Origin of the sequence: Enterococcus mundtii, from assembly GCF_013394305.1 — a bacterium.
GTDB classification, from domain to species: Bacteria; Bacillota; Bacilli; order Lactobacillales; family Enterococcaceae; genus Enterococcus_B; species Enterococcus_B pernyi.
In genome coordinates, this window is record NZ_AP019810.1 from 18,978 (window position 1) to 36,771 (window position 17,794).

Annotated in this window: 16 protein-coding genes; 7 read left to right on the top strand and 9 right to left on the bottom strand. The window is 39.4% G+C overall.

From position 1 onward, the window contains the following. Positions 1-12 precede the first annotated feature (12 nt). Both HZ311_RS00100 and HZ311_RS00105 read right to left on the bottom strand, forming a co-directional pair. On the bottom strand, positions 13-687 hold the full coding sequence (locus HZ311_RS00100; RefSeq protein WP_023519667.1) for a DUF4956 domain-containing protein: 675 nt from the start codon (positions 685-687) through the stop codon (positions 13-15). Continuing rightward, positions 677-1,402: a polyphosphate polymerase domain-containing protein gene (locus HZ311_RS00105; RefSeq protein ID WP_023519668.1), complete on the bottom strand. Its 726-nt coding sequence runs from the start codon at positions 1,400-1,402 to the stop codon at positions 677-679. The genes HZ311_RS00100 and HZ311_RS00105 overlap by 11 nt, the downstream gene beginning before the upstream one ends. A gap of 141 nt (positions 1,403-1,543) precedes the next feature. Between HZ311_RS00105 and HZ311_RS00110 the strand changes: the two genes are divergently transcribed. The 7 genes from HZ311_RS00110 (at position 1,544) to HZ311_RS00140 (ending at position 8,963) form a co-directional block, all read left to right on the top strand. After that, complete coding sequence (locus tag HZ311_RS00110) at positions 1,544-2,218, top strand: response regulator transcription factor (RefSeq protein ID WP_010735458.1); 675 nt, start codon at positions 1,544-1,546, stop codon at positions 2,216-2,218. Positions 2,219-2,222: 4 nt separating this feature from the next. Beyond that, on the top strand, positions 2,223-3,533 hold the full coding sequence (locus tag HZ311_RS00115; protein WP_023519669.1) for a sensor histidine kinase: 1,311 nt from the start codon (positions 2,223-2,225) through the stop codon (positions 3,531-3,533). A gap of 247 nt (positions 3,534-3,780) precedes the next feature. Beyond that, positions 3,781-4,779: a tyrosine-type recombinase/integrase gene (locus HZ311_RS00120; protein WP_023519670.1), complete on the top strand. Its 999-nt coding sequence runs from the start codon at positions 3,781-3,783 to the stop codon at positions 4,777-4,779. Positions 4,780-5,399: 620 nt separating this feature from the next. Then, a complete protein-coding gene (locus HZ311_RS00125) occupies positions 5,400-6,929 on the top strand; it encodes an AMP-binding protein (RefSeq protein WP_137072451.1) in 1,530 nt (509 codons plus the stop codon). 175 nt (positions 6,930-7,104) lie between these two features. Continuing rightward, positions 7,105-7,911 (top strand): bifunctional hydroxymethylpyrimidine kinase/phosphomethylpyrimidine kinase, encoded by an 807-nt coding sequence (locus HZ311_RS00130; RefSeq protein ID WP_023519672.1) that lies wholly within the window; start codon positions 7,105-7,107, stop codon positions 7,909-7,911. Next, a complete protein-coding gene (locus HZ311_RS00135; RefSeq protein ID WP_010735452.1) occupies positions 7,901-8,398 on the top strand; it encodes an ECF transporter S component in 498 nt (165 codons plus the stop codon). The genes HZ311_RS00130 and HZ311_RS00135 overlap by 11 nt, the downstream gene beginning before the upstream one ends. A gap of 16 nt (positions 8,399-8,414) precedes the next feature. After that, positions 8,415-8,963, top strand: a complete 549-nt coding sequence (locus HZ311_RS00140; protein ID WP_023519673.1) for a TIGR01440 family protein — start codon at positions 8,415-8,417, stop codon at positions 8,961-8,963. 64 nt (positions 8,964-9,027) lie between these two features. Here HZ311_RS00140 and HZ311_RS00145 read toward each other — a convergent pair whose 3' ends face one another. From HZ311_RS00145 to HZ311_RS00175, 7 genes are all read right to left on the bottom strand, one after another. Then, positions 9,028-10,668 (bottom strand): glycoside hydrolase family 13 protein, encoded by a 1,641-nt coding sequence (locus tag HZ311_RS00145; RefSeq protein ID WP_010735450.1) that lies wholly within the window; start codon positions 10,666-10,668, stop codon positions 9,028-9,030. A gap of 176 nt (positions 10,669-10,844) precedes the next feature. Continuing rightward, positions 10,845-13,082, bottom strand: a complete 2,238-nt coding sequence (locus tag HZ311_RS00150; protein ID WP_137072455.1) for an AAA family ATPase — start codon at positions 13,080-13,082, stop codon at positions 10,845-10,847. A gap of 22 nt (positions 13,083-13,104) precedes the next feature. Further along, a complete protein-coding gene (locus HZ311_RS00155) occupies positions 13,105-13,584 on the bottom strand; it encodes a DUF6530 family protein (protein WP_010735448.1) in 480 nt (159 codons plus the stop codon). Positions 13,585-13,739: 155 nt separating this feature from the next. Then, entirely contained in the window at positions 13,740-14,588 is an 849-nt protein-coding gene (locus HZ311_RS00160) for a DegV family protein (protein ID WP_010735447.1), read from the bottom strand. 263 nt (positions 14,589-14,851) lie between these two features. Then, positions 14,852-16,444, bottom strand: coding sequence for a polysaccharide biosynthesis protein (locus HZ311_RS00165; protein WP_010735446.1), 1,593 nt, complete (start codon positions 16,442-16,444; stop codon positions 14,852-14,854). A gap of 128 nt (positions 16,445-16,572) precedes the next feature. After that, on the bottom strand, positions 16,573-16,890 hold the full coding sequence (locus HZ311_RS00170; protein ID WP_010735445.1) for an AzlD domain-containing protein: 318 nt from the start codon (positions 16,888-16,890) through the stop codon (positions 16,573-16,575). Continuing rightward, complete coding sequence (locus HZ311_RS00175) at positions 16,883-17,662, bottom strand: AzlC family ABC transporter permease (protein ID WP_010735444.1); 780 nt, start codon at positions 17,660-17,662, stop codon at positions 16,883-16,885. Before HZ311_RS00175 ends, HZ311_RS00170 begins: the two co-directional genes overlap by 8 nt. Positions 17,663-17,794: the final 132 nt, after the last annotated feature.

A 17,794-nucleotide genomic window follows, 5' to 3' on the forward strand; every position in this document is an offset into this window, starting at 1 on the left:
CGAGTTTCTCCTTTATAATTCATCACGATTCGTGGCTACTTTACCGAGTACGACTGGTAAATTACCATTGCGAACACGTATTTGATCAATGATTTCTTTTTCCTGCTGTTGATTTTTCAAGAGAAGAATATAGCGTAACTCGTACAAGCTCCCCATTGTCGTTGTTCGCACAGAACTGAGATGATGCGTATACGTATACTTCTCAAAAATATCGGTAAACAGTTCAGGGTAGTCCAAATCTTCTGGAATCGTTACCTTCAATTCTCGCTCAGCTACATTATTCTGATTGCCAAAAGATGAAAGATAAAGCAGTAGTAAAAAGAGCGCGACGATAACTGAGAATATCACCACGTATGCAACGTAGCCCATCCCTGTAGCAATCCCGATGCCCATCGACCAAAAAATACTAGTGATTTCTCTTGAACCACCGGCAACCGAACGAAAGCGAATCAGACTGAAGGCACCGACGACCGCCAAGCCTGTTCCAAGATTGCCATTGACCAACATGATGACTGATTGAACCAGTATCGGCAAAACAGCGACGGTAACAACAAAACTTTTCGTATAGACGTTACGTTGCATATGGATAATTGCAACTAATAACCCTAAAACTAATGAAGTGGCGATACAAATCAATAATTCTTTAGGTTGAATGGTTGTCCCTGATTCGATTAAACTAGATAGCATGGTTCTTTCTCTCCTTTGTCTGAATGAATAAATGTCGCTGATACGTTTCTGCGTATTTTGAAAAGCTCCCTTTTCTTAGCTGATAATCGTTCAACAGCTCCACAAACCACAAGGGATACGCCCCTAGCGCTTTCACTTCCATCAGTATGCCAATCTCAGGAGCAACCAAAGTTTCTTTCCCTGTGATTGATAGATCCAAATTGGTACTGCGAAAACGGATGTTCTGATCAAACGTCACACGAAAATCTGGATCTGACGTGCCAAATAGTGAAATTCGTTCATAAATGATCATTGTTTTAGGCGACAAATCTGGATTTCTTTTGAACAACCAATTCACTTCCTGTGGGATTTGTTCGGCTTCATTCTTGAGAAAATATTTTTGATCAAGCCATTGCAGATACTCAGCATAAGTGAGTGGCATTCTTCTTTTATAGACAATTCCGTTGACCTTCTTTTTTATTTCTAGAAAGACCATTGATGTTTCCTGTGATATGCCATAGCTTCTTACTCTGAATTTTTCTTTGTATTTTGGTTTCGTCATAGAATTGGTAATGAAACGATCGTCTGGTGTATCAAAGTACAAGGATAAAATAGTATGCAGCCCATATTCGTCGATCTGCATCTGTTTTTTCAAGTCTTTTAAAAAAGAATGGAACTGTGCCGTTGGGATCAGATATTTTGTTTCTTTGCGTTGGAATACATTTTTTAATTTCATTTTTTTCCTCCTGTCGTATCAAGTGATGTCATCTATCATACAAAGGTTAGCTTAAACGGAACTTAATCCGAAATTTAAGTTTTGTTTATGCTAATCATGGTAAAATTAACTTATATGGTGAAAGCAATAGAGGTGGAATGTATGATTAAATTATTAGTGGTCGAAGATGATCACGTATTGTCGGATAATATCAAAGAGATCATTTCTGAAATCGGTGAAGTGACCCAAGTCTATGATGGCAGCGAAGGCTTATATGAATTGGAATCTGGTGTTTATGATCTAGCAGTTCTTGATTTGATGATCCCTGAAATGAATGGATATGAAGTATTAGCGCATCTTCGGAAAAAGAACATCTTGACGCCGGTACTGATCTTGACCGCAAAAGATGGTTTAGAAGACAAAATTGAAGGATTTGAACGTGGTGCGGATGACTATTTGACCAAACCATTTTATCGTGAAGAATTACTGATGCGGATCAAAGCATTATTGAAACGTTCACTCGGACTCTTCAGTGAACATACGTTGGAGTATCAAGGAATCATCTGTGATTTGCAACAAAATACCGTCGAATACAAGAAACAACTACTTCCGATTCAAGGAAAAGAATTTGAGTTGCTTGTTTATTTCTTGCAAAATAAAGGGATCATCTTGACGAAAGAGCAGATTTTCGACCGTATCTGGGGCTTTGATTCTGACACGACGATCACTGTCGTTGAAGTTTATATGAGCAATCTTAGAAAACATCTTCGAGAGACCGGCTTGGATAAAGAAATCAAAACGTTGCGTAATGTCGGCTACATCTTACAGGGAGAGTGAGGCGATGACAGACAGTATTTTCAATAAACAACGTACAAAACTTTTTGCAGCCAATGTGACCGCCTTTGCCTTGATTTTTCTTTTGCTTGGAGGAATCATTCTACATTTATTGAATCAGTCAGCCTATCGTGAGACCAACCTGATGTTGAAGAATGTCTCAATGAACTCGCGTATGGTGCAATTAGAAATCGAACGTTATCAACAGGGAAACCCTTTTTTCAACGCCCAGATCCCCCCACGTCAAACAGAGTCACTACCTGAAGGCGATCGTTTCAATACTCAAGTGATCTTGTGGTCTGCATCAGGTGAAGTCTTGAATAAAGAAACCATTGGTGGTCGTTTTAATCAAATCGAAGGGATCAAGCTGGATACGAGTCAGTTAGATACGATCCAAGACATTGAGCTTGCACAAGCTGACCAAGGAACGCCCCTTTATTTTCGATCGATTACTAAAAAAGCAACAAATCAAGGAGAAGTTGCCTACGTCCAAGTATTAGAAAATACCAATCAAATCAACTCTTCTCTGCGAACATTCCAAACGATTTTGATCCTTTGTATGATTTTCTTTTGGCTAGGTTCCATTGGCGTCAGCTATTATTTGTCTAAGCTCAACATGCGTCCGATCTTAGCATCATGGCGCCGACAAAGAGAATTTGTGGAAAATGCTTCCCATGAATTGCGAACACCTTTAACAATCATCCAAAACAGTTTGGAACACCTCTTTACTAAACCAAATCATACGATCATCGAAGAATCTGAAAGTATTGCGCAAGCATTGGCTGAAACAAGACGCCTGACTGGCTTGACCTCTGATTTATTGACCTTAGCACGAAGCGATTCGAGTCAAGATACGCTCGCAAAGCAAGAACTACAAACAAAAGGATTTATCGCTGAATTGATCAAACCCTTCCAAGAGATGGCAACGATTGATCAAAAAGAATTTATAGTCGATAACCAAGCAGACATGAGTGTTTTAGTTGATCCGAAAAAAATCCATCAAGTATTAGTCATTTTGCTAGATAACGCACTCAAGTACACGAGTGAACACGACAAGATCATTGTCACATCAGCTAGCACCAATAAAGACTGGGTGATCCATGTCAAAAATACAGGTTCTGCGATCAGTGATGAAGACAAAAACCGGATTTTTGATCGCTTTTACCGTGAAGACCAAGCTAGATCAAAGGAAACGGGTGGCTATGGACTTGGCTTAGCAATCGCAAAACAATTGATCGAGCAACACAAGGGACAATTGACTGTGTCAGATCACTTGCCTGTAGGTGTGGATTTCAAGATCCAGTTACCCATCAAATAATCATTTAGTGACACGCGAAAAGACACTTTGAACCATAGCTGATGCTACGTCAGAGTGTCTTTTTTATTGATTTAGTTTTTAGTATTCAGTGAATGATTGTAGTAAAATAAGACGAGGATCACAAGTAACAGTTGCCCTTCATCGCTCCCCTATCAGGCTAATACATTTTGGGAGGCAGAAGCAATCTTTCCAGAAATACACTAGTTCCTGTTCCCATGACTTTAGATACGAAATGGAGGTTTTTTGCATGGATGTCAAAACAAGAAAACAGATACAAGAAAAGTTGAAACAACGAATGCTCCAGTTACCACCGATCTTCAATGAATTTTTGCAGGCGAACTCAAAAAAATTATCATTAGCCAGTCGCTATGAATATGCAAAAGATTTCCATTTATTTACAGATTACTTACGAAAAACGCATAAACAAGAAATAAATGATCAGTTGATCATCCAATTGGAAAAACAAGTCTATCTTAATTTTTTAAGTGAAGTTTACCTTCACACGCGAGCTTTTCATACAGCTGCTGCACAAGAAACACAACAGCAATTCAAAAATGGTTACTACGGGATCTCTCGTAAGCAATATGCTTTGAATCATTTTCTACGCTTTTTGTATGAAAAAGGCCTTGTTGAAAAAGAGATTTCCTTATTAGGGGATAGTTTACCAGAAACTACCTCTGCCGCTCCCCGTTACATCGACGCTTCTTTATTAAGTAATTTTGACTCGCTTTTCGTTCCTGAAAAAGGTTTTAATTCTCCACGGGAAGCACTTTTTGAACAAAAAAATCGTGCAAGAAATCTGGCAATCGTGGCTGTTCTCCTCTATTGTGGCTTGAAAATCCATGAAGTCGTTGAATTAAAATGGAAAAATATAGATATGAAGAAACAGATTCTGGTTGTAGATCGGAAAGCGAATCGTTTGGAGCGAGTACCTATTCCAAATGAAGCCCTTCCGATACTTGCGAATTATGCCAACCAACATAAAAATGGTGCATCTGGAGAATCCTATGTTTTCCGCTCTTCACACGATGAACAAATCTCGCCTCGCACGATTCGCCAAATCCTTGATCGGATCACGGTGTACAAAAACGTTTCACCGGAATTGTGTCGGAAAACTTTCCGTTACTATACTGAATTATACTTAGGCGACAAAGATGCAGTGAATTATCTCTGTGGCAATCGCTATGTACGTCCACACTCATTTGAAGAAATTTACGAGAAAATGCGTGACTTCTCCTATCGTTGAATCGTTCAATGATCTATGAAATCATCGCATAGAAAGTTCGCTACATCGCTCTGTTTCTTCACTTTCTATGCGATCTATTTCTTGTTGAAGAATTTATTAACTGACAAGTATCCTCACTTAAAGTTTTTAAAAACGATCAAGTTGCTTTTGTCTTCTTTCTTGAAATAAGGTTATCGTAACTGTTCATTTTACATTGACTGATTCTTGCTTAGCATTTTGATCAGAATTTTTATTGCGCTTATTCTCAAATGTACCGACTGCTTTACGATGTTCTTCGATTTACATTTTTTCATTCCTTTTCAATACAGCTGATTAATTCAAATAGTATATCTATTATTTTCGTTTATCTTATTAAAAAAATAACTGATTATAAGTACATTTTTTTGAAAAAAACAAAAAAATGATTGATAAATCCTTTATAAAAAGCGAGTGGTCAAGCATTTTCTCAAAAAAACCTTACGTCACCTCATATGGATATTGTGCATTTTTCATCCAATCTGCCCTCTCAATCCAAAAGATAACTTTACATTTAGGTTTTTCTGTTATTTAGATTGTGGATATGCTATCATATTTTAAGACTTTGTACATTTATTAACAAATTTATTTATGGAGCGTGAAAGATGGAAACAATCGACTATACCCCACTTAATCTTTATACGAATTTTCAAGAAGCTGCTGAACGCACACCTGATGTCCCAATGATTTTTGATCAGATATTAGTGGCTTTTCCGGAGCTTGGTTTTAAAAGCACTTACAGCGAATGTCATGAATTAGTAGTAACACGTGCCTACCAACTGGCTAGTTTAGGTGTGACACTTGGTGACAAGATCATGATCTACAAAAGCTCTGCTTTTGATACCTACTTGATGGCCGTTGCTGCCTCTTATCTAGGTGCAATTCCTGTCATGCCTTCCTACCATTTACCAACAAGTACTTTAGAAGTATTTGTTGATCGTTTGGAAGATCCTTTTATCTTATTTGACGAATTTACAAGTGAACGCGTTGCAGGTATCACTAACGGCACGAAGAGCAAACAATTGGCTGTCGCTGATTTGCTCAAACAACCCGCAACTCCTGTGGCACAAAAGAAATTAGATAATGATGAAATCTCTTATATGACTCACACTTCAGGCACGACCGGCATTCCTAAATTGATTTGCCACTCTGCACATTCAATGGGCTGGCGGACAAAGTGGCAAAAAATGGTATTTACTAAGATCACCGAGAAGAAATTAGTCGCTTTTCATATTTCGCCGGTTCATTCACGATTCAACATCGGCATCTCTTCTCTTATGGCAATGGGCTTTCCGATGATGCCAATCGCAGATCCTCAAGGTGAACATGTGGTAAAACTGTTATTAGAGAATCCGCCAATTGCTTTAGAGACACATCCAAATAACTTTGTTCAGTGGAGTTTCACTGCTAGAGAGCATCCAGAAGCTTTTTCAGGTATTCGCTACTACCACTCTACATTTGATGCCATCAACAATCAGACAATGGAAGTATTCCTTCAAACGTCAGCAACAAAAGAAGCAATCTTTTTGCAAGTCTACGGACAAAGTGAATGTGGACCGATGATTTTGAAAGCTCATACTTTGGAGAGCTTAAAAACAAGTGACGCACGTGATATGGGTGTCGGGTTAGGTGACTTGACCAAAGCAAGGATCACTGATGAAGAAGGCAATGAACTACCGGCGAACACAGATGGTCACATCCACTTGTTATCAAAAGGCCGTGCATTGACTTATTATAAAGAAGATGCTCGATTTCAAGAAAATGTGTATGGTGTTTGGTGGGATAGCGGCGATTATGGTTGTATCGATGAAAATGGCCATCTACATCTGAAAGATCGTCAAGTTGACTTGATCGATACGATCAATAGTACATTAGCGATCGAAGATTATTTGTTGGATTCATTGGAATTTTTAGCTGAAGTCGTCATCGTTCGTGATAAAGATAATTCACCACAACCAATCATTGCTTTAGCGCCGAATCAAGAGATGGATTGGGATCGTTGGTGGAACCAAGTCCATGAATTGCCACGTTTGAACACACCGATCATTCGTGCTTACGAAGATATTCCAAGAACAGCAACCATGAAAGTCCAACGGTTACAAATTGAAAAGGAATTTAAAGAAGCAAATCAATAATTATCTCCTCCAATAGTCCAGACAAGTACTTTTCCTGTAGTTAGGAAAGTGCTTGTTTTTTTGTATATAGATTTCTTTTCTTTTTTTTATATAAAGTGGCTGACTTGATAATCTGCCAATTGGCTGTTTTTCTTTTTATTCGAACAAGGTATACTCTTTTTGTGGAGGGATAAAAGTGAAAAAAATAGTAACGATTGGAGGATCTGATCCGTTTGCTGGTGGCGGCATACAGTCCGATTTAAAGACATTTGAAAACCATCATATTTTTGGGATGAGTGCATTGACCTGTATCGGAATGCTTGACTCAGATGGTTCGTTTATATTAGAGACGATCCCGCCTGAATGGTTAGCCAAGCAGCTAGATTCGATTCGACGTATGACAGATTTAGATGGCATAAAAATTGGCTTATTACATTCATTGGAAGCCATTGACGTTGTGAAGGATTTCCTTACATATTTTGAGGATGTTCCCATTGTGATCGATCCTGTGTTTGCCTTTAAGGAAACAGCAAATACCTTGAATCAAGCTTATATGCAAAAAATGATACAGGAGTTATTTCCTTTTGCGGATGTATTGACCCCGAATTTGAAAGAAGCCTCCCTGCTTTATGGCCAACCCGTTCAAACTTTTCTCCAAATGACCGATTGTGCAAAATATATCCATTCACTAGGTGCTAGGAACGTAGTGATCAAAGGTGGTACTGGGATTATCGGTAACAAAGCATTGGATGTTTTATTCAACGGAAATGAAACAATCTCATTTAGACGGGAAAAGTTAGACGAACAGACTGTCAACGGTGCAGGATGTACATTTGCTTCCGCGATTGCCGCAAATCTGGTCTTAGATTATCCTTTGGCGGATGCTGTTGCCCGGAGTAAGGATTTTGTTTATGACTGTATCTTGAATGGTGTCATGATGAATGATCAAACAGGAAGTGTTTGGTCGAAAGGAAAAGGAGTGGAAATAACGAATGAATACTAAAAAAATTGCGATTTATGCCATGCTGACGGCTTTAACTGTGGGCGTTTCTTTGGTCATCTTGATTCCAATACCTGGAACCAACGGATTTGTCACCTTATGTGAAGTTGGCATTTATACGGCAGCTGCTCTGTTCGGGCCGATGGGTGGATTGATTGTTGGTGCAGGAAGTGGTTTGTTTATTGATTTATTATCCGGCTATCCCCAATGGGCGATTTTCTCTTTATTGATCCATGGCTTACAAGGACTGGTTGCTGGCTATTTTGCGGGTAAAGGTTCTGTGCGTTGGGGCTTTGGTTTATCACTTGGAACGATCATCATGGTTGCTGGCTACTTCTTTGCCAGTTGGTTGCTTTATGACTGGCCAGTCGGTGTCGCATCGCTACCAAGTAATTTAGTCCAAAACATTGTCGGTATCGTGGTGGCGATCCCACTTACAAAGGCATTGATGCGTTTACCTCTGCAACAATCAACGGTAAAAAATAAGTAAAAAGGATGAATTGAAAATGGAAGTATCAAAAGACAGTTTCAAACAGCAATTATCTGAAATGGTTTCGGACGTTCTCAATGAAGCCAATCTTAAAGCAGGCGATCTATTCATTGTAGGATGCAGTACCAGTGAAATTGTTGGTGGACATATTGGTAAAAACTCAAATGCAGAAATCGGACAATGGGTCATCGAAACATTGAAAGAACAATTAGACCCTCTGGACATTTCGTTAGCAGTCCAAGGCTGCGAACACCTTAATCGAGCATTAGTCGTCGAACGTCCAGTAGCGGAAAAGAAACAATTTGAGATCGTCTCTGTCATTCCGGCACTCCATGCAGGAGGTGCCTGCTCAGTTGCAGCATTTGAACAATTCAGCGATCCTGTCGAAGTGGAACATGTCGTTGCTCAAGCAGGAATCGACATCGGTGATACTGCGATCGGGATGCACATCAAACATGTTCAAGTGCCTGTACGTCCTCGTTCTAACACATTAGGTCATGCGCATGTCACTGCTTTACGGTCTCGCCCTAAATACATTGGCGGACCTCGCGCGCAATACGAATAAGAAAAAACTACGAACGAATAAGAGAATTGTTCCCTTTCTTACGTTCGTAGTTTTTTCATGTGAGCTAAATTTTTCGATAAAGGCGCGCTTCATAAGGAGCGAATGTACCACTTGATTGAAATTCTTGACCAGGTTGATTTTCCAATAATACTTCCCAATTTGTTTCGATTTCCGTTGGTAAGGTATAAGTCGCTGCTTCATCAGTCAAGTTGACGATGATCAGATAACGTTCTTCATCTAGGACTCGTTCGTATACAAAGAGCTGTTCATTTTCAGGAAGATATTCATTGAAACTACCATAAATCAACCCTTTGTTTTCTCGACGTAGGGTAATCATTTTTTTGTAAAAAGATAAAATCGATTCTGGGTCATTGGTTTGATCAGCGACGTTGATCATTTGATAATTCGGATTGACCAGTAACCAAGGGGCAACCTTAGAAAAACCAGCATACGAATGATCATCCCATTGCATCGGTGTACGACTATTATCTCTTGTGGTATTGGCTACGATATCCAATGCTTCTTCTTCAGAACGTCCTTCATCAAGCAATTGTTGATAGAGTCTTTTCGAATCCACTGCATCGATCTCATCAATAGAGGAAAATGGTAGATTCGTCATACCGATTTCTTGTCCTTGATAAATAAATGGCGTACCTTGTAAAAAGAAATACATCATGGCGATTGCTTTTGCAGAAACTTGCCAATACGCAGGAGACGTATCTCCAAAGACAGACACACATCTTGGCACGTCATGGTTTTCCATATAAAGAGCATTCCAACCTTTACCATCCAGTGCTCGTTGCCAAGCGCTCAATGATTGTTTCAAACTCAATACATCTAGATCACCGTCTTTTTCATGTTTCCAGATCGAAATATGGTCAAACTCAAAAATCATATCAAAATAGCCATTTTCGCCTACCCACTCAGGTCCTTCGTTTGCAGATACCCCACTTGCTTCTCCTACCGTCATAATATCGTATTCATCAAAGACATTTTTTAATTCTGTCAAATGATCTTCAATACCGGAGACATTTTGAAAAGGAGAAAATGGGTTCTCAGTTGCCTTGACAGAGTATTCATCTTTTTTTACATGAGAAATGGCATCTAAGCGGAAACCATCGATCCCTTTATCTAACCACCAGCGGATCATCGTGAAGAGTTCAGCTTTTAACTTGTCACTTTCCCAGTTCAAGTCAGGTTGTTCTTTTGCAAAAATGTGTAAGTAGTATTGACCAGTTTGTTCATCGTATTGCCAAGCTGAACCGCCAAAGATCGACTGCCATTCATTTGGGGCTTGATCAGGTGTGCCATCGACCCAAATGTAGTAATCACGGTAAGGGTTATCGACTGACTGGCGAGATTCAATAAACCATTCATGCTGATCAGAACTATGATTGATGACGAGATCCATGATGATCTTTATCCCCATCTGATGGGCTTCAGCTAATAAGGCATCAAACTCATCCATTGTACCAAACTTCTCAAGGATTGCTTGATAATCGCTGATATCATAGCCGTTATCGACAAATGGTGACTGATAAATAGGGTTGATCCAAATAAAGTCGATCCCTAACTCTTTCAAATAGCTAAGTTTTTCGCGAATGCCGTTGATATCACCGATACCGTCGTTGTCGCTATCTTTAAAGCTCGCTGGGTAGATTTGATACCCAACTGCTTCTTTCCACCACTTTTCTGACTGCTTCATGCTTATCCCCCTTTTTTCTTTATTATAGCTCAATTTCAAGCGGTTACATATTTGTTACCGTTAACTTTTTTCATGCTTACATCAGTTGGAGTAGTGCTTATCATAAATGAAAGAACTCAAAAAAGCGAACATCAAAGACCATGAGTGACGCATCATCTTTGATATTCGCTTAATATTTATAAATAACGAGAAATCAATTGGATCAATTGTTTAGGAAATGTCGATAAATCGGTAATATCGACGAAGCGACTTGCGCCATAGATTTCTTTGATTTCTTCCTTATCTTGTCCAATTGCCGCAGAAATAAAGACGATACCTTGGCGTTCATATTCGGTCAAGACTTCTTGGATATCTTTTTTTGCTTTAGCGCCTGTATAATCAGGTAACGCTTTTGGTTGGCCATCACTGATGTTGACGATCAGTTTGGTTGTCGCAGGTTGTTCTGTCAGCTTTCCAGCGATCAGACGCAACACTGCACCATCACGATTATTTTGTCTTGGCTTCATAGTCACTAATTTCTGTTCCAACCACTCAAATGAATCTGAAAATTCTTTGTACGAAAAGACAGATGTCTTTTCTCTTGTCGAAACATCTGCTGTATCCCCGTAGATCAATAAAGGAATACGTACTTTTTTAGCAAATGCGGAAATAGCAAATGCAGCTTTTTTTGCAGCTAACATGCGGTCTTCACGAACCATCGAACCAGATTCATCGATTCGTAAAGCCACTGCCAAAGAAGGTTGTTCGTGAGGGGGATTTTTTTTATCAAATTGCCGTAAATCACCATAAGCTACTCGACTAGCATTAAAACGTTGGCCTTCGTACTTTCCTTTTTGATAAGTTTCGCTTTGTTCATTTTCCAAAAGATCAAGGATTTGCCGACTCAATGAATCCACGATCGGATCGATTTCTTGTCGGATAGTCGCTACTTCAGGATTTATGACAGCAAACTTAGGGCGATGAACGATCATTCCTTCTTTTTCATGGATCGTACCTTTCATCAGCTGCCGCGCTTCTTTATTGAGTTCACGCTTGAGTTGCTTGTCTAAGGCTTCCATATCTGAAGCTGACATCTCTTGGGATTCATCATCTGCTTGGTTTTGTTGTTGACTTCGTCCTTCGACTTCCTGGCTCCGCTCTTCCGATAAAGGTAACGTGTCTATCGGGGTTTCTTCTTTCGCCGCTGCTTCCTTTGTCTGCTCTTCTGGTAACACTTCCTCTTTTTCTGAGGGTTGTTCAGCAAGGGATGTTGTTTCTTCTGCCAACTGATCGATTTGACGTTCTATCGCTTCTTCTGCACGAATTGTCCGTCCTTTGGTTCGTGGGGATTCGTCTGATAAGTCCCCCCATTTCTTTTGTCGAAGCAATTCTCTGAGTTCATCTAAAAGCCCACTATCAGTTAGTGCAGTCGTCAAAATGTGTAATTCATCTGGATCAGTCGTCAGTTTATATAAGACTTTAGGATAGAGCGATACGAAAATGTCTTGATTTTGTTTCATTGTATTGACCCAATAAAAATAAGAACGCATACCTGCCACACCTTTGATAGCATTTGCTTTGGCAGTTTCATCTAACAAACGGATCACTTCTGCCATTTTCAACAAAAGTGTCGGCTCTTTGACTTGTGTCTTGCTGATAGCGCGTTCCACCATGACTGAAAGCTCTGGCAGGTCCATTTTCTCAGCATGTTGCATACGATCTCGAAGCGATTCATTCAACGGTCGGTTTCCTTGGTAGTTGCGATTGGTTGTAATGATGATGATACAATCAGGGTGGCGTTTGATCACACCAGTAGGTAAGTTCAACAAACCGTTCGTTTCTAAGGCAGAGTTCAAGGCAACAAGAACCGAAGCATCACGTATCACCGTTGGTTCTTGGATTTCTAAAAGATAACCCTTTTCGATCGCACGAACGATTTCTGACGGATAGTATTTGTAGTGGATCGTACTTTCTTCGTTGTTTTCGATTCGTTGCACGAGATCGGCTAATTTCTGTTTGGCTGTTTGTTGATCGACGGAGTAATATTGTTCGATCAACGTCAATACCGCAGATAATGTATCCGTTTGATAAATAGCGGTCAATAACTCTTGATCCTCTTCTTGGTCTGAATCAATGACAGGTAGTAACGCACCAAAGACATCTGATTTATCCATATCAGCAAAGCATGTTACTTTCGTATAAGGTAACTGCAGATCACAGGATAATGCTTTGGCTAATTGCGTTTTCCCAGAACCTGCATCTCCTTCCAATAGCACATTGCTGATTTTCATTTCCGGATCTAGCCAGTTTGCTTTGATTTCAGTTGCAATACGCAGCTCTTCAGCACTTGTTTGATGACTTGTCGGTTTTTTCCAGATCATTTGTTTTTCGATCGGCGTAAACGTTCGTTGATCGGTGAGTGAAAAGTTTTCCATGATTAAACACTTCCTTATAACATTAATACCCTAGATCATCTAATAGACGTTTCAAGATACGAAAACGTTCACCAAGTAATTCGCCATCTTTTTGTAAAGCATCGTAGTATAACATGATATCTTCATCGATTTTAGGGTTTTTCGTGTCCACTTCCACCGTCATCCGGTTTCCTTGCAAACCGATGATATCAACGACAGGATTTTCAGGGTCGTAAAATTTTTCATGGCGGTAAGCATCTTGGAAGTATACACTTCCTTGCGCCACTAAGATCGCTAAGTCAAGGATACGAGTGATCGGTAATTCTTCCGATTGACGTGACCACTTTTCACCTGTATGACGCCACACTTTTCCTGAGATATCGACTTTGCCTCGATCATTCCACTGAGCTAATCCTAAAGACAGTCCTTTTGCATCTGTATGCAAGGCATTTCTGCCATCAACTTTATCATAATCTTCAACGACGATCACTGGTTTATGTTTCAAATTTGTTGGTATTTCCATCCTTCTCTACTCCTTTTTAGTAATTTAGTGATTTAGTAAATTACTAGATAATTAAAGATAGTATAAATTAATTAGGGTAGAAATGCAAAAAAACAGTCCAAGCAAGTCATTGCTCAAACTGTTTCTTTTCTTTGTGTTTTTGCTTTCTGCCCTATTTATTGTGCAGAGATCGCAATACCGATCGCTTTTTCACCCAAGTGACTACCGATCACTGGACCAAAATGGCCGATCTCGATTTCTGCTTGTGGGTATTGTTTTTGAAGTTTTGCTTTTTCTTCTTCGGCAACTTCTAAATTGTTTGCATGGATCACATATAATTTTACTGGTGGCTTAATTTCTTCATTTCGTTTGCCAATGATTTGCTCTGCACGGGCAAAAGCTTTTTTACTTGAACGGATCTTCTCGAATAAGATGATCTTACCTTCTGAAAAAGTAAGGATCGGTTTGATTTTCAATAGTCCCCCGATCAGCGCAGCCCCATTAGTCAAGCGACCTCCGCGGACTAAGTTGTTCAAGTCATCAACGATCAAATAGGCGTATGTATTGTCTCTAATTCGATCGATGTGAGCTAAAATGGCTTCAAGTGAATAACCTTTATCATTCAAGTCTAAAGCAGATTCGACCATATGCCCCATTGGCATACTGGTGATTTTCGAATCATAAGGAATAATCGTCATCTCTTTGACGTCGTCTTTCATCGCGAATAATGTATTGACGAATCCAGAAATCCCACTTGATAAGTGTATGCTTAAGATCGTATCATAGCCTTTGGTTTTCAGTTCTTCATATAGTGCCAAAACTTCACCTACAGCAGGTTGGGAAGTTGTTGGAAAATCTTTACTGTTTTTCAATAGTCCGTAATATTCGTCTGCTTCGATGTCAATGCCTTCGTTATAAATTTTTCCATCCAAGATCACAGGAATAGGAATCACATATAAATCAGGATGGTTTTTGATACGTGTTGGCAGGAAAGCTGTACTGTCAGTTACGATTGCTAATTTCATTTATTTAAGTTCCTCGTTTCAAAGAATTTTACCAGTCCTTAATACTATATCATAAGTAAGAAAAGATTTGAACCTTTGTCCAGATTATAGAAAAAGCAACCCATGTTTTTTATTAAAATCTAAGGTTTTTATCACTTTCATTATTTATTAGAATGAATAAAAGCCAGGACTAGAAAATTTTTCTCAAGTCCTGACTTATTATCCGAAATTAGCTTGCACTCTTAGTTAGCTATAGAACCACTGGTGCTTGCCAAAGCATCCCCTTATCGTCTGAAATTCTTGACCATCTGCATGGCGTTTCTACCAAACTGGGCAAAGGCAAACGTCAAGCCACCGACACCGCCAATCACCACACAATAAATGACTGCATGCGTTTTTGATGTCATGGATAGGGAAAGACTCAAAACGAAGAAAAGAATGCAGCACAGAAGCAACATGGCCATTGTCGAACGAAACGTCTTCAAGAAGAAATGACTGATCTTTGCGAATGGCGAGATGCGGTATTCTTTTGATAAATAAAGATATCCACGAACAAACACAAAAGCAAAAGCCACTGTATTAGATAAACTCATTCCGTATCCGCCAAATAAAGCTAACCCAATCGCTTGGAATACGACTTTTAAAATAATGGCTTCTGTTGTCAGTTTGATCGCAACCAAATGATGATTCAATGATTGGAGCATCGTCGATAAAATCGTAAACAACGAGAAGAACAAGGAGGCTAGAAGCGCCATTTGGAAGTACCCGACACTCTCTGGATCATAGCCAAAAAACAAGGTGTATAATGGTCCTGCTAATAAGGACATCCCTGCTAACGAAGGCAAAAGGATCAATAAAGCAATCGAGAAGCTGTCCCCGACTGTTTTTTCAATCTGTAGTCGGTCTTTTTTTCCTAATGTACTCAGGATCGGCAGACTACTGATTGCGACCGTTCCGACCATTGAAATCAAGATCAGTGTCAATTTGTTCGGATTGACTGATGCACGACTAAACAAAAATTCGAGTTGCTGGTCTGCAATTTCTGGTCTGAACAAATGTAAGAATGGTTTCATCGTCACCTGATCGATCATTTGTACAATCGTGATCACCGAACCAACATAGATGAACGGTAAGGTTTCTCGAATGATCGAAACAGACGCAGAACGATTGTCTTTTTGGAAATAGCGACTTGAGATCCAGAAATCTTTTAAACGGAAATAATCGTTTTGCCGTCCAATAACAAACATATGACCAATAGCTGCTAGTCCACCGAAGAAAGAAGCAACAGTACTGATCAATACCGCTTGCACAATCGTGCCATCTGTCAACACACGCAAATAATACGTACCAGCTAAGATCACGATTACACGGACTACCTGTTCAATGATCAAGGAAGTACCGTAAGGGCGAAGATGATTTTTCCCTTGGAAGTAACCTCGCATCGCACTTAATACTGGGATCGCTACTAAGGAAGGACAGAGACTACGAATCGCCAAAATACCGTTATCGACATTCGAGATCGGACTGATTTTTGCCAAAGCGGGAGCAAACAAATACATCAATAAGGCAGATATGATCCCGATAACGAACATGATATTGATCGTACTGCGAAAAATGACCCGACAAGCTTGTTCATCCCCTTTTTTCGTCGCCACCGCCACTTTTTTTGCTATCGCATTTGGAAACCCGACTGTACCTAACATCAGGAAAAGGCCATATGGTAAATAGCCCACATTATAAAGGGTAGTTGCTAACATGCCATCTTGATTGTTCCCCATCATACTTAACCAAGGAATCAAATAAACGACACCTAAAACTTTACAAAGTAGATTGGCAAAGGTAAGCCAAAATGTCCCTTGCATCAATTTCTTATTCATATGTCAACCTCATCTATCTCTATTAGAATAAACATCTTCCCTATTATAACAAAAAAAACTTGGAGGACAACTCGTTGAGGAAAACAAAAAAATAAGCTTCCCAATTTTTTGGAGAAGCTTAAGAAATTCTATAACATTGATAATAAAAACAAAGAAGCAAGTCCTGTAATGACAGACAAAGCCATTGAGCGGGTTTTATAAGCAACACCTGCGACAAATAGCATCGCAACGATTTTGATGTTCCACGCAATATCTAAATGTTCATGCGTGATAAAAACATCTTTGAAGGCCAACGCTGCAAACAAAGCAACTGGTACATATTTCATCCATTCGCTAAACCATTTAGGCACTTTTCGATGTGTAAAATAAAGCATAGGAAAAACTCGTGGAATGTAGGCAACGACAAATAAGCTGATCACCAATAACAACAAGTACCACTCAGTCATGATGTTGCACCTCCTGTTCTGGGAAATGGAACAATGGCTCATTCAAAGGTTGGGTCTCTTTGCTGGATTTCTTTTCTTTTTCCTTCTTGAAGGCTCTTTCTAATACAAAACCTGCTGAAGAAGCAATCAATGTTGCAACGATCAAACCGAAAGTGTTTTGGAAAAGTACCATGAATATGACACTGAGTATCCCAGAAAAGATCCCTGTGAAGATGAGTAAAGCATTTTTCATTTGCATGATGAACATAAAAATAAACATAGCAGTTAAGGCAAAATGCACCAAATCCGTATCCACTCGGATCACTGATCCAAAAATATTTCCGACCATGTTGCTAATCGCCCAAGCCCCCATTGAAAACCAATTGACATATAAAGCTTTTCGCTTGTCCCAAGTGGGATCAGTAGAATACTTCAAATAGTTGACGGCATAATTTTCGTCATTCAATGATTGAGAGAACACAGCTAAAAAGAATCGCTTTTCTTTCTTCATAAAGCCTGAAAGACTCGACCCTAGCAAAATATACCGTAGTTCTAAGAAAAAAACCATCAAAAGTGTAGTTGAAAATGGCGCTTGTGTGGCTAACATAGAGGCAACTAAGAATTGTGCGCCACCAGAAAATACTAAGATAGATAATAGACCAGCTAAGAGTGGATCAAAGCCAACTTGCTGCAGTAATACTCCGCAAGCTAACCCAACTGGGATATAACTAAGGCAAAGTGGCAACGAAGCATGTAGCGAATCCTGCCAAGGCGCCCGTTTCTGTTTATTCATTAACGATATCTCCTTCAATTTACAACAAATAAATAGCGGACTAATTGTAACATAAATAAATAAAAATGTAGCCGTTTTATCGTTAAACAACATGATATTTTTCTCATTTTCAAAGGAGAACGATTAAAAAAA